This window comes from Sphingopyxis indica (genome assembly GCF_032879645.1).
Classification (GTDB): Bacteria; Pseudomonadota; Alphaproteobacteria; order Sphingomonadales; family Sphingomonadaceae; genus Sphingopyxis; species Sphingopyxis indica.
Genome location: NZ_CP076394.1, coordinates 1,758,022 through 1,777,052, shown reverse-complemented (window position 1 = coordinate 1,777,052; position 19,031 = coordinate 1,758,022). Strand labels below are relative to the sequence as shown.

Below are 19,031 nucleotides of genomic sequence, written 5' to 3'. Positions count from 1 at the left end.
CCTCAGCTTTCAGCGACGAAGCGCGCGCCCGCGCGGTCCTTCACCGTCGTCGCGGGGTCGAAGATCATCCCGTTCATCGCGACATAGACGCCCGCCGGCAGCGTCTGGACCGCCGCGAGCGCGAAGCCGACGTTGAATTCGGCGTCGCTCGCGCGCACCGATGCCGGCTGCATCGCGCCGGTCATCACGATCGTCTTGCCGGGGATCGACTGAAGCACGCGGCCCGTCGTCACCATCGTGTCGGTGCCGTGGGTGACAAGGATGTGCGCGGCATCGCTCGCCGCGACGGCGGCGCGGATCGCCTCGCGGTCGGCGTCGTCCAGTTCGAGGCTGTCCTTGCGCATCAGCTGCGTCACGCGGTGCGGGACGAGGACATTATTCTCGCGCAACATGTCGGGAATCGCCGCCGGGCCGATCTGAAACTCCGAAAGCGCGTCGAAATAGACTTTGTCGATCGTGCCGCCCGTGGTGAAGATTTCGATCACGCGCATTCGTCCTGCACCGGCACCGCCGCCGTGCCGTCGGGCGCCGGGAACGGCCGCTTGAAGGTAAAGGCTTCGGCCGTCGGCCCCTTTGCCTCCAGCATCGCAATCCGCGCCATCCCCTCGGCGACGGACGGACGATGTCCCGCGGGCACCCACCAAAGCACCTGGTAAACGCCGATATTGTCGAACCACTCCTTGCGTCGCTTCATGACCGCAAGGTGATCGGGCCGACGATAGACAAAGGCGGCGAGCGCATCGAGATCACGCCACACCGACATATTCGCGATAAGGTGCGGATCGTCGGTGACGGGCACGTCGGTCGCGTCATTGCCATCGCCCGTCAGACGCCAGATAAAGCCGTCGCTCGCCTCGGCCACCGCGTTCACATGATCGAGCGCATCCATGAAATCGCGGTTGGCGACATGCTCCGGAGGCAGCCGAAAGCGCGCGATATTGATCTGTGCGAGTTCAAAGCCTGCCATGCCATCCTCCTTCATGCCAGTGCCTCGGCGATCAGCCGCCGCGTGTTGTCGATCCCGAACAGCGCGATGAAGCTGCCCATGCGCGGCCCGGCGCTCGACCCGAGCAGCGTCTCATAAAGCGCCCGGAACCAGTCGCGCAGATTTTCAAAGCCATAGGCGTCGTTCTTGCCGATTTCATAGACGATATTCTGGATGTCGTCGGCCGAGGCATCGGCGGGCAGCGCCGCGAGCTTGTCGTCGAGTTCCTTGAGCGCCGCGACCTCGCCGCCCACCGGCTTGCGCCGCTTCAGCGTCGGCGCCACATAGTCGCGGTTATAGGCCATCGCATTGTCGATCAGCCGGTCGAGTTCGGGCCAGGTCGCCGCATCGGCACCCGCGACATATTGGCCGAGATAGCGCCAGATCTGCTCCTTCGACGCGTCGGCGCCCATCACCGCGACAAGATTGAGGAGCAGGCCGTAAGTCACCGGCAGCACCGCATCGGGAACCTGCTCGCCGCGCGCGACATGGACGTGATGCACGGGGTTGCCGAGCTTCTTGTCGGGCTCCTGCGCCGGATAGCTCCCGCGCATCTGCAGATATTCGTCGACCGCCTTCGGGATGACGCCGATATGGAGCTGCTTCGCGGCCTTGGGCTCGCGATAGGCGTAAAAAGCGAGGCTTTCCTCGCTGCCATAGCTCAGCCATTGCTCGATCGACAGGCCGTTGCCCTTCGACTTCGAAATCTTCTCGCCCTTTTCGTCGAGGAACATTTCGTAGATCAGCCCCTCGGGCTTGCGGCCGCCGAGCGCCTTGGCGATCTTGCCCGACTGGATGCCGCTGTCGGTCAGATCCTTGCCGTACATCTCGTAATCGACGCCGAGCGCGACCCAGCGCATTGCCCAGTCGACCTTCCATTGCAGCTTGGCGCCACCCGAGAAGATACAATGCGTGATCGTCTCGCCCTCGTCCTCGAAGGACACGAGCCCCGCATCGGCATCGACGACGATCACCGGCACCTGCAGCACGATACCCGACTTCGGGCTGACCGGCAGGATCGGCGAATAGGTCGCGGCGCGTTCGGCGCGCAGCGTCGGCAGCATGATGTCGAGAATGTCCTGATTATGGCGCAGGACATTCTTCAGCGCCTCGTCGAACGCGCCCGAGCGATAGCGTTCGGTCGAGCTGACGAATTCATAATCGAAGCCGAAGCGGTCGAGAAACTCGCGCAGCATCGCATTGTTATGATGCGCGAAACTCTCGAACTTGCCGAACGGATCGGGGATCGCGGTCAGCGGCTTGCCCAGGTGCTCGCGCAGCATGTCCTGCTGCGGCACATTGTCGGGAACCTTGCGCAGACCGTCCATATCGTCGCTGAACGCGACAAGCCGCGTCGGCGCGCCGCCGGTGAGCGTTTCATAGGCACGGCGGACCATCGTCGTGCGCAGCACTTCGTTGAAGGTGCCGATGTGCGGCAGCCCCGACGGACCATAGCCGGTCTCGAACAGCACCGCCTCGCCGCCGGGCTTGCCTTGCGGATAGCGTTTGACCAGCTTGCGCGCTTCCTCGAACGGCCAGGCCTTGGACGTTTGCGCCGGTTCGCGCAGCGAAGGATGAAGATGCAAGTCGGTCATGAATGCGCCCATAGCGGCAAGCGCGACCGAATCGAAAGGCAAAAGTGCCGGCCCGTGCGGGGCGACCGTTACCGGAATATTTACCATGTTGCGGCAAACTTCGGCCATGACCAGCTCACCGCCCCGCCGCCCGCGCGAGCATAAGCGCACCGCCGTCGACCTCGACGTGATCGTCAACGGCGTCCTCAACCATATCGGCGGCCGCATCACCGACCTGTCCGAAGGCGGCGCGCGCATCGACGGCGCCAGCCTGCCCGAACGGTCGCGCTGTGAAATCCACTATGGCGGGCAGATCGTCTATGCCGTGGTGATGTGGTCGGAATATGACCGCATGGGGGTGCGCTTCCCCTATGAATTGACGCACGGCCCGCTGTTCCGCGCGCTCGAAGCCGCCCGCGAGGCAACGCCGAGCGGCCCGGCACGGATTTTCCTCAGCCAGCGCCACACCGGCTTCGGGCGCCGCGGGTTGAACTGAATTTGCGCCAGTCGCCGCCGCTGTCCGAGGTTACGACGGGCAAGATACGATCAACAAGCAATATTCTGCATCCCATCTTCGTCATTCCCGCAAAGGCCGGGATGACGTAAAAATTAAGGGACCCGTGGACAATGACCGCCTATTTCCTGCCCATCGGCCTCCTCTTCGTCTCCAACATCTTCATGACCTTTGCCTGGTACGGACATCTCGGCGACCTTTCGCGCCCGATCTGGCTCGCGGTACTGCTGGCATGGGGCCTGGCCTTCTTCGAATATTGCCTCGCGGTGCCGGCAAACCGCATCGGCTACGGCGTCTATAGCGCCGCCGAACTCAAGACCTTGCAGGAAGTCATCACGCTCATCATCTTTGCGGGCTTCGCGGTCTTCTGGCTCGGCGAAAAGCTGACGGTGAACCACCTCATCGGCTTCTCGCTGATCGCAGCGGGCGCATTCTTCATCTTCAAGGGGCCGATCGCGGCCTGACGACAGGATATTCGACCGATGGAAACCAGAGCCGGCGATCCCGGGGCCTTTGCCCATTTCGACCTTACCCGCGTCCCCTCGCCCGCCTTCGTCGTCGACGCGGCGAAGATACGCGCGAACCTCGCCGTGCTGCGCCGCATCGGCGATGCATCGGGCGCGCGCGTGCTTGCAGCGCTCAAGGCCTTCTCGATGTGGTCGCTGGGCGATACGGTCGCCGAATATCTCGACGGCGTCTGCGCCTCGGGCCTCTATGAAGCGCGGCTGGGGCGCGAGGAATATGGCGGCCCCAATGGCGACAAGGAGGTCGCGACCTATTGCGCGGGCTACAAGGAAGCGGACCTGCCCGACATCGCGCGGCTGTCGGACCATCTGATCTTCAATTCGCCCGGACAGCTTGCGCGCTTCCGCCCGCTGCTGGGTCGCCTGCGCGCGCAGGGCGAGGCGTTCGACATCGGGCTGCGCATCAACCCGATGCACAGCGAGGGCGAGGTCGCGAAATATGACCCGGCGGCGCCGTGCAGCCGGCTCGGCTTCCCGGTCACGCAGCTGCTCCCCGAGCATCTGGAGGGCGTCGACGGCATCCACATGCACAGCCTGTGCGAGCAGGATTTCCCGCCGCTCGAACGCACCTGGAAGGCGGTGCAGCCGACGCTCCGCCCCTTCTTCCGCCAGCTCAAGTGGATCAATTTCGGCGGCGGCCACCATGTCACGCGCGCCGATTATCAGACGGGCGACCTGATCGCCTTTCTGAAGCGCGTGCGCGCCGAAACCGGCTGCGAGGTGATGATCGAGCCGGGCGAGGCGGTCGCGCTCGACGCCGGCATCCTCGTCGGCGAAATACTCGACCTGTTCGACAATGGCATGCCCATCGGCATCGCCGACATCAGCGCGACATGCCACATGCCCGACGTGATCGAGGCCCCCTATCGCCCCGCGATGCTCGGCGAGGCGGGCGAGGGCCCGCCGACCCGCCTCGGCGGCCCCTCATGCCTTGCCGGCGACGTGATCGGCGATTATCGCCTGCCCGGTGGCGCGCGCATCGGCCAGCGCTTCGCCTTTCTCGACCAGGCGCATTATTCGATGGTCAAAACCAATACATTCAACGGCGTGCCGCTGCCGTCGATCTGGCTGTGGGACAGCGAGACCGACGATCTGCGCGAGATCCGGCGTTTCGGCTATGAGGATTTCAAGACGCGGCTGAGCTGATTTCCGCCAGCGCCGCGTGAATGTCGCTCACGACCACCGAGCCCTCGCCGACCGATGAGGCGACGCGCTTGACCGATCCCTTGCGCACGTCGCCGACGGCATAGATGCGCGGCCAGCTCGTTTCGTAGCGGCTCGGCATCCGATCGAGCGACCAGCCCGCGCGCACGAGTTCGAGCGGGGCGATGTCGGTGCCGGTCTTCACGAAGCCACGTTCGTCGCACACCATTTCCTTCGGCAGCCAGCCGGTGTTCGGGCGCGCACCGATGAACAGGAACAGGAAGCGGCAATCGCAATGCCCCTCCGATCCGGTTTCGCGGCAGCGGTAGGTCAGCCCCTCGAGCCCCTCCGCACCGTGCAGCGCGGTGACGTCGGTCGACGGAATGATCGCGATATTCGGATGCTCCTCCAGCCGCTTGACCAGATATTCGGACATCGTCTCGCGCAGGCTCGCGCGGCGGAAGATGACATGGACCTTCTTCGCAAAGCTCGCGAGATAGATCGCGCCCTGCCCCGCCGAATTGCCCGCGCCGACCACGGTGACCTCGGCGTCGCTGCATAGCTGCGCCTCCATCGGCGTCGCGCCATAGAAGATACCGCGCCCTTCATAGGCTTCGATCCCGTCGATCGGCAGCCGCTGATATTGCGCGCCGCTCGCGATCACCACCGCGCGGCTGCGCAGCCGCCGGCCGTCGGCGAGGCTCAGGCAATAGGCGTCGGCGTCGCGTTCGATCGCGCTCGCCCGCACCGGCGCGACGAGCCGCGCACCGAATTTCTGCGCCTGCACCGTCGCGCGCCGCGCGAGTTCATTCCCCGAGATTCCGGTCGGAAAGCCGAGGTAATTCTCGATTTTCGACGAGGTGCCCGCCTGCCCGCCCGGCGCCAGCGAGTCGATCGCGATCACCGTCAGCCCCTCGGACGCGGCATAGACCGCCGCCGCGAGCCCGCCGGGGCCGCTGCCGACAACGATCACGTCGGCGGTCGCGCCATCGGGCAGCAGGTCGAGCCCCAGCCCGGCGGCGAGCTGCTCGGGCGTCGGCTGCACGAGCACATCCGCCGCGCCGAGGATCGCCACCGGCAATTGCGCATCGTCGATCCCGCGCTCGGCGAGCAGGTGCGCGGCGACCGGCCCGTCGGCGGGGTCGAACCAGCGGTGCGCGACGCCATGCTTGGCGAGCAGGTCGCGCAGCGCATAGACGCTGCGATCGCGCGCGCTGCCGATCACGATCACGGCGGCAAAACCGCGGCGGTTGCTGAATTCGCGCCGCGCCGCGAAGATGCGCACGAAAATATCCGAATAATGCGAATTGGCGGCGATCAGCTGCTGGAAGCGTGCGTGCGGGATCCGCAATATCGCGCCCTCGACCCCCATTTCGACGCGCGACAGGTGGCGCTGGCCGGTGAGCACCGACAGGTCGCCCGCAAACTGCCCGCGCTCCATCCAGCCGACCCGTTTCGGCCCGGCGTCGGAGTTTGCGAAGATATGCACCTCGCCCGACAGCGTGACGATGCAATCGGGCGCCATCGTGCCGTCGACGATCAGCAGTTCGCCCGCGCGGTGCGACTCGACGGTGCCCCAGGCAGCCAATTCGTCGAGTTCGGCGTCGGTAAAGGTATGATTCACATCGGCGGGAGAGGTCATGTGGACAATTTCCTTGTCGCTCCGCCGCGCCGTGGTCGGCGCCGCTATCCGCCTTTTCTAGCCTTTGCCGGGATCGGCGCAAGCCGACGCGCGCCCGCAAAAAACCGTGGGACAGGGTCTTTACACGTCGGCCTCCCGCCCATATATGCGCCCCTCGCTGCCCCAGGGGGACTTCCAATAACCGCAAGGCAGCCCTTGTCGTTTAACTTTACCTTTGGGGGTCCCTTGAATTGCACCAGAAACATAGCGCCCACGGGCTGATTCAGGCACTTTCGCCGATCGAACCTGTTACGCTTGTCCGCCCGCATGCCGCGCGGCGCGCAGCGCGTTTCTTCATCGAGCGATTTCCCGGCACGACCATGTATGCGGTGAAGGCGAATCCCTCGCCCGACCTTCTGCGCGTGCTTTGGGACAGCGGTGTGACTCATTATGACGTCGCCTCGATCGCCGAGGTGCGGCTGGTCGCGCGCGCGCTTCCCGAAGCCACCCTTTGCTTCATGCATCCGGTCAAGGCCGAGGAGGCCATTTCCGAAGCCTATTGGAAGCATGGCGTGCGCACCTTCTCGCTCGACACGATGGACGAGCTTCAGAAGATCGTCCGCGCGACCGAGGGCGCCGAGGATCTCAACCTGCTCGTGCGCCTTCGCGTTTCGTCCGATCATTCGAAGCTCAGCCTCGCCGCCAAGTTCGGCGCCGAGCCCGAGGATGTGACCGAGCTGCTCATGGCGACGCGTCAGGCATCCGACGCGCTCGGCATCTGCTTCCACGTCGGCAGCCAGGCGATGACCCCGCACGCCTATGCGCAGGCGATGGAGCGTGTCCGCGCCGCGATCGTCGCGGCGTCGGTCACGGTCGACATCGTCGACGTCGGCGGCGGCTTTCCGTCGTCCTATCCCGGCATGGAGCCCCCGCCGCTCGACGCCTATTTCGAGACGATCCACCGCAGCTTCGAAAGCCTGCCGATCAGCTATTCGGCCGAGCTTTGGTGCGAACCCGGCCGCGCGCTTTCGGCCGAGTATAGCTCGCTCGTCGTGCGCGTCGAAAAGCGCCGCGATCAGGAACTCTATATCAACGACGGCGCCTATGGCGCGCTGTTCGACGCCGCGCACGTCGGCTGGCGCTTCCCGGTCGCGCTGCTGCGCGAGCCCGAGAGCGAGGCCGAACTCGTCGCCTACAGCTTCTATGGCCCGACCTGCGACGACCTCGACCATATGGCAGGCCCCTTCTACCTGCCCGCCGACGTCAAGCCGGGCGACTTCATCGAGGTCGGCATGCTGGGCGCCTATGGCTGCGCGATGCGGACCAAGTTCAACGGCTTCGGCGCCGAGGAAATCCACATCGTCGAGGACGAGCCGATGGCGAGCCTCTACACCGGCGAAGTCGACGAACCCGAACGCCGCACGGCAACGGTGACCAAGCTGTTCTGAGCGGGCGGCTGCAAACCTTCCAAGCCCCTCCTCTTTAGAGGAGGGGGGTGTCGGGTCGGTCGGTCCCCCGGACCGACCTGAACAGTCCGGGGGACTGTTCACCCGACGCCGGTGGTGGCGCGCGACAGCGCGCAAGACTTCGAGCACCACCCCGCTGCGACTAGGGCGCAAGCGCCCAAGTCTCGCTGCCCCTCCTCTGAAGAGGAGGGGTTTGGTCGAATGACAGCTAACCAACCCAAAACCGTCGCCTGCGCACAATCGCCACCGCACAGGCGAACGCTTGACCCATCGGGTCGCCGCCCCTAGCCTTTGCCGCAATGCACAAAATTATCGACCTCCCGACACCGCCGCCGCTCGCCGAGCTCGCGGCGGGGCGTGCGGTCGCGCTGTTTCTCGATTTCGACGGAACGCTCGTCGAGATCGCCGACACGCCCGAAGGCATCCACGTCCCCGACGGCGTCCCTGCCCAGCTCGATGCGCTGCATCGCATGCTCGATGGCCGCATCGCGATCGTCAGCGGCCGCGCGATCGCCGATATCCAGTCGCACCTCGGCGCGCTCGACGTGCTGATGGTCGGCTCGCACGGCGCCGAGATCGGCGAGGCTGCCGAGCCCGAGGCGATCCTGTCGAGTGCAAGCCACGCCGACATCGCGGCACTCGCTTCCGAATGGCCGCGATTGCTCATCGAAACCAAGCCGCACGGCATCGCGGTCCATTACCGGCAGGAACCCGAAGCCGCCCCGGCGGTATTACAGGTCATGGACGACATGGCAGCACGCGAAGGGCTTGCCGCACGCCGCGGCAAGATGGTGGTCGAACTTGGCCCGAAGAGCGCGAACAAGGGAGCCGCAGTGACCCGGCTGATGGCTGCGCCGCCCTTCGCCGGCGCGCTTCCCCTGTTCGTCGGCGACGATGCGACCGACGAGGACGGCTTCGCCGCCGTCGCCGCGACGGGCGGTTTCGGAATCCTCGTCGGCGCGCCGCGACCGACCGCAGCCCATTATCTCCTCGCGGACCCGGAAGCGGTGCATCAATGGCTGACCCTGTGAGCTCGCTCGCGCTCTGGCCGATCGGCAATTGCCAGGTCAGCGCGCTGATCGATGGCGAGGCGGGCTTCGTCTGGGGCTGCGTTCCGCGCGTCGACGGCGATCCGGTCTTTTGCGCGCTGCTGGGCGGCGACCGGCAGCAGGAGGGGATGTGGCGCTTTCGCCTCGCCGGACAGGTCAGGGCGACCGCCGCCTATCGCCGCAATACGCCGATCCTCGTCACGCGGCTCGAGGCCGAGGATGGCAGCGCGGTCGACATCGTCGATTTCTGCCCGCGCTTCGAACGGTCGGGCCGCATGTTCCGCCCCGTCGCCTTTGCACGCATCGTCCGGCCCGTCGCCGGCAGTCCGCGGCTCGAGATGAAGCTGGTGCCGATGCGCGACTATGGCGCCGAGGTCGCGCCGACGACGCGCGGGACCAACCATATCCGCTATCTGATCGGCAATCAGCCGCTGCGGCTGACCACCGATGCGCCGGTCGGCTATGTGATGGAAGGCCACGCCTTTCGCGTCGAACAGGATCTGCACTTTTTCCTCGGCCCCGACGAGCCCTTCACCGGCAATGTCGAACAGGTGCTGCGCGGGATGGAGGAGGCCACCGACCTTTACTGGCGCAGCTGGTCGCGCGGCCTCGCTACGCCGATGGACTGGCAGGACGCGGTGATCCGCGCCGCGATCACGCTGAAACTCTGCCAGCACGAGGAAACCGGAGCGATCGTCGCCGCGCTCACCACCTCGATCCCCGAAGCGCCCGACAGCGGCCGCAACTGGGACTATCGCTTCTGCTGGATCCGCGACGCCTATTATACCGTCCAGGCGCTCAACCGGCTCGGCGCGCTCGACGTGCTCGAAAAATATCTCGCCTATCTGCGCAACATCGTCGATCGCGCGGCGGGCGGACAGATCCAGCCGCTCTATTCGGTGATGGGCGTCACCGAACTCGACGAGAGCGTCGCCGAAAGCCTCGCCGGCTATCGGGGCATGGGCCCGGTGCGCAAGGGCAACGCCGCCTGGACGCAGGTTCAGCACGACGCCTATGGCCAGATCGTCCTGCCGACGGTGCAGGGGTTTTTCGACCAGCGCCTGTTCCGCATGGCCGACGAGCGCGATTTCGAAAGCCTTGAGAGCGTCGGCGAGGTCGCGTGGAAAATGCACGATCAGCCCGACGCGGGGCTGTGGGAGTTTCGCACCCGCCAGCTCGTCCACACCTATTCGGCGGTGATGAGCTGGGCGGCGTGCGACCGGCTGGGCAATGTCGCGGCGCGCATCGGACGCCGCGACCGCGTCAAGGTCTGGAACGACCGTGCCGCCAAGATCCGCGCCAGGATCGAGCGCGAGGCGTGGAACGAAGAGCAAGGCCATTATGGCGCCGCCTTCGGCCATGCGCATCTCGACGCGAGCCTGCTCCAGATGGTCGAGCTGCGCTTCATCCGCGCCGACGACCCACGCTTCCAATCGACCTTTGCCGCGATCGAAAGGGCGCTGCGGCGCGGCGAGCATATGCTGCGCTACGATAGCGAGGATGATTTCGGCCAGCCCGAAACCGCCTTCAACATCTGCACCTTCTGGCTGATCGAAGCGCTGCATCTGTGCGGGCGCTCCGGCGAGGCGCGCGAATTGTTCGAAACGATGCTCGCGCACCGCACGCCATCGGGCCTGCTGTCCGAGGATCTCGACTTCGACAATGGCGAGCTGTGGGGGAATTTCCCGCAGACCTATTCGCTGGTCGGCATCATCAATTGCGCGGGGCTCCTGTCGCGCAGCTGGGACACGGTTCGATGAGCCGCCTGATCGTCGTCTCGAACCGGGTTTCGGTCACCAAAGGGCGCGGCGCGGCGGGCGCGCAGGGCGGGCTTGCGGTCGCGATGAACGGCGCGCTGCGCAAGCATGGCGGCATCTGGTTCGGCTGGTCGGGGAATGAGGTCGCGCGCTTCACCGGCCAGCTCACCATGCAGCGCGCCGACGGCTTCACCACAGCGACGATCGACCTCGAGCCGCACGACGTCGACGAATATTACAATGGCTATGCGAACCGCACGCTCTGGCCGCTCTTTCACTACCGCATCGACCTCGCCGAATATGAAACCGAGTTCGGACGCGGCTATGAGCGGGTCAACGAGCAATTCGCGAACAGCCTCGTCCCGCTCGTCGAGGAAGAGGATCTCGTCTGGGTGCAGGACTATCATTTCCTGCCGCTCGGCGAACGGCTGCGCGCGCATGGGCTGAAGAACCGCCTCGGCCTGTTCCTGCACATTCCCTGGCCGCCGACGCGCCTGCTCGTCTCGCTGCCCTATCACGAGCGCCTAGTCCGCGCGATGCTCCACTATGACGTGATCGGGTTCCAGTCGACCGAGTGGCTCGAAAGCTTCCTCCATTATTGCCGCAAGGAACTGCAAGCCGACGTCGACGAAGACAGCGGCACCGTGCAGCTCGACGGGCATGTCGCCGTTGCTCGCGCCTTTCCGATCGGCATCGACTACAAGGAATTCATGGCGTTCCGCGGCACGCAGACTGCGCAGCGCGCCTATGAACGCCTCGCCGGAAGCGCGCGCAACCGGTCGGTCGTGATCGGCGTCGACCGGCTCGACTACAGCAAGGGTCTGCCCGAGCGCATCGACGCGATGGAACGGCTGTTCACCACGCACGAGGATATGGTCAACCGGCTGCTCTATGTGCAGATCGCACCCCCTTCGCGCGAGGATGTGCGGTCCTATCAGGAAATCCGCGCGACGCTGGAGCAGAAGACCGGGCAGTTCAACGGCGCCCATTCGGACGTCGACCTGGTCCCGATCCGCTACGTCAACCGCGGCTTCGGCCGGGCGGAGCTTTTCGGCTTCTACCGCGCGGCGCGGATCGGGCTGGTGACGCCGATGCGCGACGGGATGAACCTCGTCGCCAAGGAATATGTCGCGGCGCAGGACCCCGAGGACCCGGGCGTCCTGATCCTGTCGCGCTTTGCCGGCGCCGCCGAGCAGATGAGCGACGCGCTGCTCGTCAATTCGCACAGCGCCGAGGATGTCGCACGCGCGCTGTGGACCGCGCTTCACATGCCGGTCGAAGAGCGGCGCGCGCGCTGGGAAAAGCTTAACGCCGTCGTGCGCGACCACGACGTCATCGGCTGGGCCGAGGATTTCATCGCCCTGCTCGCCGCCCCGCCGTTTCACCACATGTGATTTTAGGTTGCATGATGCGACCCATTCGGTGAAACCGGCGCATGGCCATGCTTTCCGGTATCCGCATCGTCGACCTCACCACCGTCATTTTCGGCCCCTATGCGACCCAGATGCTCGCCGACCTCGGCGCCGAGGTAATCAAGGTCGAAACGCCGGGGCTCGGTGACGTTTCGCGCTATCTGGGAAGCGGCGTGCCCGACCCGACGATGGGATCGATCCATCTCACCGTGAACCGCGGCAAGCGGTCGATCGCGCTCGACCTCAAGGATGAAGCCGACGCCGCGGTGCTGCGCGACCTGATCGCCTCGGCCGACGTCTTTTTCCACAATGTGCGCGGCAAGGCGATCGCGCGGCTCGGCTTCGACTATGAAAGCTGCAAGGCGCTGAAAAACGACATCATCTATGTCCACGGCACCGGTTTCGGGCAGGACGGCCCCTACGCCGACCTTCAGGCCTATGACGATGTGATCCAGGCGGCGACCGCGACGACCAGCCTGCTGCCGCGCGTCGACGGCGACCCTCGGCCGCGCTATTTTCCGTCGCTGATCGCCGACAAGATCGCGGGCCAGTTCGGCGCGCAGGCGATCCTCGCGGCGCTCGTCCACAAGCTGCGCACCGGCGAGGGGCAACAGGTCGAAGTGCCGATGTTCGAATGTTTCGCCTCGTTCATGCTCACCGAGCATCTGCGCGACGCGACGCTCGCCCCGCCGCTCGGCCCGGCGGGCTATCCGCGCCAGCTCGACCCGGCGCGCCAGCCCTTCCCCACCGCCGACGGCTATGTGGCGATCGTGCCCTATACGCCCGAATCGACCTTGCGCCTGATGACCCTGCTCGGCAGCGCGGAGCTGCTCGAAACGCCGGACTATGAAGCGGCGAAGGCCAAGGGCGAGCATATGCCGCTCATCTATTCGGAGATTGCGCGCAAGACGCCGGCGAAAACCACGGCCGAATGGCTGGCGCTGTTCGCCGCCAACGACATACCCGCAATGGCGGCGCGCGATCTCGACGCGATCAAGGACGACCCGCATCTGGTCGCGACGGGCTATTTCCGCCGCCGCGACCATCCCGACGTCGGCGCCTTCGACGAGATGCAGCCGCCGGTCAGATATGGCGCCGCGCCGCCCCGCGACCTCGGCTTTGCGCCGCGGATCGACGGCGACGGCGAGGCGATTCGTGCCGAACTCGAAGCGGGGAGAAGGAAGCGGGCTTAGCCATTGCAAAGTCGCGGCGCGCGGCTAGCATCGGCTCCAGGCGGCCTCGCTACGACAATGCCGCGACGAAAAGGGGGAAGCTATGTCCGATAATATTCTCGCGCCCGGTGCAGTGCTCGCGCTCTGGACGCTGATCATGCTCGGCTGGATGGCGGCGACGCGGTTTCCGGCGATGGCCAAAGCCGGGATCGACATCAAGGCACGGCCCGGCGGCCGCGGCATCGACCTCGAAACCTTGCTGCCGCCCGAGGTCAACTGGAAGTCGCACAATTATACCCACCTGCTCGAACAGCCGACGCTTTTCTATGCGGTGATCGTCTTCCTGCACCTGTCGGGCGGCGACGTCGGCTACACGCGCTGGATCGCCTGGGCCTATGTCGCGCTGCGCATCGTCCACAGTCTTTGGCAGGCGACGGTGAACCGCATCCCGGTGCGCTTCGCGATCTTCGCGCTCTACAGCTTGTGCCTGTTCGCGCTTTCGGTGCTCGCGGTCATCGCGACACTCGGTTGAGGGAGGGGAAAATGACCGATACGAATGCGATTCTGGGGCCGGTCGCGACGCTCGCGCTCTGGTCGATGGTGATGTGGCTGTGGATGTATGCGACCCGCATTCCCGCAATGCAACGCGCCAAGCTCGACGCGGCAAAGATGGTCGGCGGGACCGGCAAGAGCCTCGACGATATATTGCCGGCGGAAGTGCAGTGGAAGGCGCACAACTATAATCATCTGATGGAGCAGCCGACGGTTTTCTACGCCGTCGCGATCGCGCTCGCGGTCGGCGGCATGGGCGGCGGGCTCAACGCGCAGATCGCCTGGGCCTATGTCGGTCTGCGCATCGTCCACAGCCTGATCCAGGCAACGGTGAACCGCGTCATGTGGCGCTTTCTGGTGTTCGCGCTCGCCAGCCTCGCGCTGATCGCGCTCTGCCTGCACGCCTTCATGGGTTTCGTGCTCCACTGATCAGCGGCTGAAACGTGCGGCTAGTTCCACATGGGTCGACCAGCGGAACTGGCCTACCGGCTGTACCCAGTCGAGCGCATAGCCGCCCGCGACGAGCGCCTTGGCATCGCGCGCGAAACTTGCCGGGTTGCAGCTGACATAGGCGACCACCGGCACGGCGGACGCGGCGAGCTGCTTCACCTGCTCCTCGGCACCCGCGCGCGGCGGGTCGAGGATCACCGCGCCGAAGCGGTCGAGTTCGGCGGGGATCAGCGGCCGGCGGAACAGGTCGCGATGCTCGGTCGCGACGAGCGCACGCGCGCGATTGGCGGCGCTGGTGAGCGCGAGAACCGCATCGCGTGCGCCCTCCGCCGCATAGACTTTGCGCCCTGCCTGCACCGACAAGGCAAAGGTGCCGACCCCCGCGAACAGGTCCGCGACCGCGCCGGTATCGCCGATTGCGCACGCGACCGCCTCGACCAGCGCCGCCTGCCCCGCGGCGGTCGGTTGCAGAAAAGCGAAAGGCGGGACTTCGACGGCGATTCCATCGAAGCGCACCGTCGGCGGCTCGGGCTGCCACACGGTTTCGAGCCCGTCGCCCTGGTCGATCGCGAGGCGGGCAAGCGCGTGCGCCCCTGCGAAGTCCTGCAGCGCCATCGCCGCGTCGAGCCCGTCGGCGCGCACGCCCTCGAGCAGGACCTCGGCGCCCTGGTCGAGCATCTGGAGCTTGATCTTCACCGGCCGCCGCTGCGGCGCGATGGCGGCGAGCAAGGTGCGGATCGGCGCGACGAGCGAAAACAGGTCGGGAAGCAGCAGCGCGCATTCGCGCATGTCGACGATCTGATTGCTCTGCGCGGCGTTGAAGCCGAGCGCGACCTGCTTGCCCGCCCGAATCGCGGTCAGCGCCGCGCGGCGCCGGCTTCGGGGCGGTGAAAGCAGCGCGGGCAGCACTTCGCTCGCGACCACCTGCTGCGCCGCAAGCGCGCCAACGACGCGGTCGCGCACGAAATCGGCAAGCGCGGCTTCGGCGACATGCTGGAGCTGACAGCCGCCGCATTTGCCGAAATGGCGGCACACCGGCTCGGCGCGATTGGGGCCGGGCACCAGCGTGCCGTCGGCCGCGAGCCGGTCGCCGGGCACCCCGCCCGCGACATGGCGCCCGTCGGCGGTCACGCCGTCACCGCGCGCGGCGATACGCTCGATCAGCGCGGCGTCGTTCATGTCAGTCCCTTATCAGATCGTCGGCCACCAGGCCGGGGCCGATAGCCTGCGCGCGCACAATATGCCAGCCCACCGCCGCAACCGCGGCGTCGAAGGGATCGCGACCGCGTGCCAGCATCGCACCGCATGCGCCCGCCAGCACATCGCCCGTCCCCGCCGTCGCGAGCCACGCACAGCCCGGCCACGCCGCAGCGACGCGCCCGTCGGGCGCCGCAACGATCGTGTCGGCGCCCTTGTAGATCACCACCGCTCCGCTGCGCTCCGCCGCCGCCCGCGCGCGTTCGATCTTGCTGCCGCCGAAATCGGGAAAGGCGCGCGCGAACTCGCCCTCGTGCGGGGTCAGTATCGCCGTCATGCCGCCCAGCTTCGGCAGCGCCGATGCGATCGCCGCCGCGTCGAGCACGAGCGGCTTGCCGCTTGCGAGCGCCGCCTTGACGTCACGATCGAGCGCCGCACCCGCGGGATAGCCGGGACCGACGACGACCGCGCCGAGCCGCGCATCGTCGAGCCGCCCGGCATAGCCCTCGCCGTCCTCGGCAATGACCGCCGAGAACGGCGCACGCGCCGCGCCGCTCAGCACGACATAGCCCGCTCCGGCACGCAGCGCCGCCGCGGCCGCAAGTCCCGCCGCCCCCGGCATCGGTCCCGCGCGGACGAGCACCATGCCGCGGCTGAACTTGTGCGTCGATGCGTCCGGGGCTTCGCCGACGAAGCGCGGCAATGTCGTCATTCCCCGATCGGCCGCGATCCCGATCCCGGCGAGCAAGGTGCGCCCGCAATAGGGTGCGGCCGGGAGCAGCACATGCGCGGGCTTGAGCGCGCCGAGCGCCAGCGTGATGTCGGCGGGCAGCGGCGGCGTCCAGTCCCGGCCGCCATCGGCATCGACCCCGCTCGGCACATCGACCGCGAGCACGCGCCGCCCCGCAAAGCGCCGCAGCCGCTCCGCCAGCTCGTCGCCGAGCGGGCGTGTCAGCCCGACGCCGAACAGCGCATCGACGATCAGCGGCGCGGGCGCCATTTCGTCGGTCAGCGCCTCCACGCCGCCCGTCCATCGCGCGCGTGCAGCGCGCGCCAGATCGGTCTTCGGCTCGGCGAGCGCCGCGACCCGCACGCTCGCGCCGCGCTCGGCAAGCCGGCGCGCCGCGACATAGCCGTCGCCGCCATTATTGCCGGGACCGCAGAGGACCAGCACCGGCGCCCCCGCCGCCATCCGCCACGCCAGATCGGCGACCGCCGCGCCCGCCCGCTCCATCAGCTCGGCGAGCGAGGTGCCGCCTGCCGCGCACGCCGCCTCGGCGGCGCGCATCGCCTCGCTGGTCAGGATCGGGGCGTCGGCGGGGACGGACATGGCGCCTACCCTAGCACGGCAACGCCAAAAGTCGCGTCAGTTCGCGCCGCCGGTGTTCGCTGGCAGGCGATAGCGGTCCTTGCCGACCGCTACCTCGATCATTCCGTCGCCGATGACGGTCACCTTCGCGGGTTCGGACCCGTCCGCCGCGACCACGCCGCGCCCGCCGGTCGCGATTGCAAGGCGGCGATAACCGCTGTCGGCACGCCCGACGACGAGCACGGTCCCGTCGGCGCTTTTCATTTCGTCGAGGGTGCAGTTGCGGCCGAAATCGGGCGCGCCTTCGAGCGCGCAGTCGATACGGCCGCTCAATGCGGTTTCACCGGACTGGCCCGATTCGGCGTCGGAGGACGCGTTGCAGCCCGAAAGCAGCAACAGCGGCATCAGCGCCCCGCCCCCCTTGACCTTCATCCCCGCGTGCCTTTCAGTTGCGACAGGTCGCGCACCGCGCCGCGCGCGGCGCTCGTCGTCATCGCGGCATAGGCCTGAAGTGCTACCGAAACCTTGCGCGCGCGCGGCTTGTCGGGGTGCCATGCGGCCTCGCCCTTCGCTTCCATCGCCGCGCGCCGCGCCGCAAGCTCGGCATCGGAGACGATCAGGTCGATCGTGCGGGCCGGAATGTCGATCTTGATGAGGTCGCCGTCCTCGACCAGCCCGATCGCCCCGCCCTCGGCGGCTTCGGGTGAGACATGGCCGATCGACAGCCCCGACGTCCCGCCCGAAAAGCGCCCGTCGGTGATCAGCGCGCAGGCCGCCCCGAGCCCCTTCGACTTCAGATAGCTCGTCGGATAGAGCATTTCCTGCATCCCCGGTCCGCCCTTCGGCCCTTCGTAACGGATCACGACGACGTCGCCCGCCGCGACCTGCCCGGTCAGGATTCCCGCGACCGCCGCGTCCTGGCTTTCGAACACCTTCGCCGGGCCGGTGAATTGCAGGATCGAATCGTCGACCCCCGCGGTCTTCACGATGCAGCCGTCGAGGGCGATATTGCCCGACAGCACCGCGAGCCCGCCGTCCTTGCTGAAGGCATGGTCGGCCGAGCGGATCACCCCGCCCTCCCGGTCGAGGTCGAGCGTATCCCAGCGCCGCTCCTGGCTGAACGCGGTCTGCGTCGGCACGCCGCCAGGCGCCGCCATGAAGAATTTCTGCACCGCGGGATCGTTGGTGCGAGCGATATCCCATTTGTTGAGCGCATCGCCGAGCGTTGCGCTGTGCACCGTCGGCAAATGCGCGTGGAGCAACCCCGCGCGTTCGAGTTCGCCGAGGATCGCCATGATCCCGCCGGCGCGGTGGACGTCCTCCATATGCACGTCGCTCTTTGCCGGCGCGACTTTCGAGAGACAGGGGACGCGGCGCGACAGCCGGTCGATGTCCGCCATGGTGAAATCGACACCCGCTTCATGGGCAGCAGCGAGCAGGTGGAGCACAGTGTTGGTCGATCCGCCCATCGCGATGTCGAGGCTCATCGCATTTTCGAACGCCTCGAAGCTCGCGATCGTGCGCGGCAGCACGCGGTCGTCGCCTTCCTCATAATGGCGGCGGCACATCTCGACGATCATATTGCCCGCGCGCAGAAACAGTGCCTTGCGGTCGGCGTGCGTCGCGAGCGTCGAGCCGTTGCCCGGCAGCGACAGGCCCAGCGCTTCGGTCAGGCAGTTCATCGAATTGGCGGTGAACATGCCCGAGCAAGAGCCGCAGGTCGGGCAGGCCGAACGCTCGACCGCGGCGACCTCCTCGTCGCTATAATGTTCGTCGGCGGCGGCGACCATCGCATCGACCAGATCGAGCGCGACCTCCTTGCCCTTGAGCACGACCTTGCCCGCCTCCATCGGCCCGCCCGAGACGAACACGGCCGGAATGTTGATGCGCAGCGCTGCCATCAACATGCCGGGGGTGATCTTGTCGCAGTTGGAGATACAGATCATCGCGTCGGCGCAATGCGCATTGACCATATATTCGACGCTGTCCGCGATCAGGTCGCGGCTCGGCAGCGAATAGAGCATCCCGTCGTGGCCCATCGCGATGCCGTCGTCGACCGCGATCGTGTTGAATTCCTTGGCGACCCCGCCCGCCGCCTCAATCTCGCGCGCGACCATCTGGCCAAGGTCTTTCAAATGGACGTGGCCGGGGACGAACTGGGTGAAGCTGTTGACCACCGCGACGATCGGCTTGCCGAAATCCTCGTCCTTCATTCCCGTCGCGCGCCACAACCCGCGCGCGCCCGCCATATTGCGGCCATGGGTCGTGGTGCGTGAACGATAAGAAGGCATTTGGAGAGTTCCTGA

General features: G+C 66.8%; 18 protein-coding genes. 10 read left to right on the top strand and 8 right to left on the bottom strand.

Annotated elements, in window-relative coordinates; genetic code table 11:
• Positions 1-2 precede the first annotated feature (2 nt).
• Genes KNJ79_RS08350 through KNJ79_RS08340 form a run of 3 tightly spaced genes read right to left on the bottom strand, consistent with a single transcriptional unit; the run spans position 3 to position 2,580 of the window.
• A complete protein-coding gene (locus tag KNJ79_RS08350) occupies positions 3-485 on the bottom strand; it encodes an asparaginase domain-containing protein (protein ID WP_317153552.1) in 483 nt (160 codons plus the stop codon).
• Positions 482-967, bottom strand: coding sequence for a DUF3291 domain-containing protein (locus KNJ79_RS08345; RefSeq protein WP_317153551.1), 486 nt, complete (start codon positions 965-967; stop codon positions 482-484). Before KNJ79_RS08345 ends, KNJ79_RS08350 begins: the two co-directional genes overlap by 4 nt.
• 11 nt (positions 968-978) lie before the next feature.
• Entirely contained in the window at positions 979-2,580 is a 1,602-nt protein-coding gene (locus tag KNJ79_RS08340; protein WP_317153550.1) for a lysine--tRNA ligase, read from the bottom strand.
• 106 nt (positions 2,581-2,686) lie between these two features.
• On the opposite strand from KNJ79_RS08340, the gene KNJ79_RS08335 reads away from it, so the two are divergent.
• The 3 genes from KNJ79_RS08335 (at position 2,687) to KNJ79_RS08325 (ending at position 4,743) form a co-directional block, all read left to right on the top strand.
• The gene (locus KNJ79_RS08335) at positions 2,687-3,055 is read left to right on the top strand and encodes a PilZ domain-containing protein (protein WP_089214315.1); all 369 of its coding nucleotides are present in this window, start codon (positions 2,687-2,689) and stop codon (positions 3,053-3,055) included.
• A gap of 131 nt (positions 3,056-3,186) precedes the next feature.
• A complete protein-coding gene (locus KNJ79_RS08330; RefSeq protein WP_089214314.1) occupies positions 3,187-3,537 on the top strand; it encodes a DMT family protein in 351 nt (116 codons plus the stop codon).
• Positions 3,538-3,555: 18 nt separating this feature from the next.
• Positions 3,556-4,743 (top strand): carboxynorspermidine decarboxylase, encoded by a 1,188-nt coding sequence (locus tag KNJ79_RS08325; RefSeq protein ID WP_317153549.1) that lies wholly within the window; start codon positions 3,556-3,558, stop codon positions 4,741-4,743.
• Here the strand turns inward: KNJ79_RS08325 and KNJ79_RS08320 are convergent.
• On the bottom strand, positions 4,724-6,382 hold the full coding sequence (locus tag KNJ79_RS08320; protein ID WP_317153548.1) for an FAD-dependent oxidoreductase: 1,659 nt from the start codon (positions 6,380-6,382) through the stop codon (positions 4,724-4,726). The genes KNJ79_RS08325 and KNJ79_RS08320 overlap by 20 nt on opposite strands.
• A 230-nt stretch (positions 6,383-6,612) precedes the next feature.
• Here KNJ79_RS08320 and KNJ79_RS08315 point away from each other — a divergent pair, with 230 nt between their 5' ends.
• The 7 genes from KNJ79_RS08315 (at position 6,613) to KNJ79_RS08285 (ending at position 14,198) form a co-directional block, all read left to right on the top strand.
• Entirely contained in the window at positions 6,613-7,809 is a 1,197-nt protein-coding gene (locus KNJ79_RS08315; RefSeq protein WP_317153547.1) for a type III PLP-dependent enzyme, read from the top strand.
• 317 nt (positions 7,810-8,126) lie between these two features.
• Positions 8,127-8,858 (top strand): trehalose-phosphatase, encoded by a 732-nt coding sequence (otsB, locus tag KNJ79_RS08310; RefSeq protein WP_317153546.1) that lies wholly within the window; start codon positions 8,127-8,129, stop codon positions 8,856-8,858.
• On the top strand, positions 8,843-10,636 hold the full coding sequence (locus tag KNJ79_RS08305; RefSeq protein ID WP_317153545.1) for a glycoside hydrolase family 15 protein: 1,794 nt from the start codon (positions 8,843-8,845) through the stop codon (positions 10,634-10,636). The genes otsB and KNJ79_RS08305 overlap by 16 nt, the downstream gene beginning before the upstream one ends.
• Positions 10,633-12,027 (top strand): alpha,alpha-trehalose-phosphate synthase (UDP-forming), encoded by a 1,395-nt coding sequence (locus tag KNJ79_RS08300; RefSeq protein WP_317153544.1) that lies wholly within the window; start codon positions 10,633-10,635, stop codon positions 12,025-12,027. The genes KNJ79_RS08305 and KNJ79_RS08300 overlap by 4 nt, the downstream gene beginning before the upstream one ends.
• Before the next feature lie 41 nt (positions 12,028-12,068).
• A complete protein-coding gene (locus KNJ79_RS08295) occupies positions 12,069-13,238 on the top strand; it encodes a CaiB/BaiF CoA transferase family protein (RefSeq protein WP_317153543.1) in 1,170 nt (389 codons plus the stop codon).
• Positions 13,239-13,320: 82 nt separating this feature from the next.
• Positions 13,321-13,749 carry an MAPEG family protein gene (locus tag KNJ79_RS08290; RefSeq protein ID WP_089214307.1) on the top strand — a complete coding sequence of 143 codons (429 nt, stop codon included), beginning with the start codon at positions 13,321-13,323 and terminating at the stop codon, positions 13,747-13,749.
• An 11-nt stretch (positions 13,750-13,760) separates the two neighbouring features.
• Positions 13,761-14,198 carry an MAPEG family protein gene (locus KNJ79_RS08285; RefSeq protein WP_089214306.1) on the top strand — a complete coding sequence of 146 codons (438 nt, stop codon included), beginning with the start codon at positions 13,761-13,763 and terminating at the stop codon, positions 14,196-14,198.
• Here KNJ79_RS08285 and KNJ79_RS08280 read toward each other — a convergent pair whose 3' ends face one another.
• From KNJ79_RS08280 to ilvD, 4 genes are read right to left on the bottom strand one after another with little or no spacing between them, the layout of a single operon-like run.
• Positions 14,199-15,398, bottom strand: coding sequence for a class I SAM-dependent RNA methyltransferase (locus KNJ79_RS08280; protein ID WP_317153542.1), 1,200 nt, complete (start codon positions 15,396-15,398; stop codon positions 14,199-14,201).
• A gap of 1 nt (position 15,399) precedes the next feature.
• Positions 15,400-16,746 (bottom strand): NAD(P)H-hydrate epimerase, encoded by a 1,347-nt coding sequence (locus KNJ79_RS08275; protein WP_317153541.1) that lies wholly within the window; start codon positions 16,744-16,746, stop codon positions 15,400-15,402.
• Between the two features lie 36 nt (positions 16,747-16,782).
• The gene (locus tag KNJ79_RS08270; protein WP_317153540.1) at positions 16,783-17,157 is read right to left on the bottom strand and encodes a hypothetical protein; all 375 of its coding nucleotides are present in this window, start codon (positions 17,155-17,157) and stop codon (positions 16,783-16,785) included.
• Positions 17,154-19,016, bottom strand: a complete 1,863-nt coding sequence (ilvD, locus tag KNJ79_RS08265; RefSeq protein ID WP_317153539.1) for a dihydroxy-acid dehydratase — start codon at positions 19,014-19,016, stop codon at positions 17,154-17,156. The genes KNJ79_RS08270 and ilvD overlap by 4 nt, the downstream gene beginning before the upstream one ends.
• Between the last annotated feature and the right edge of the window lie 15 nt (positions 19,017-19,031).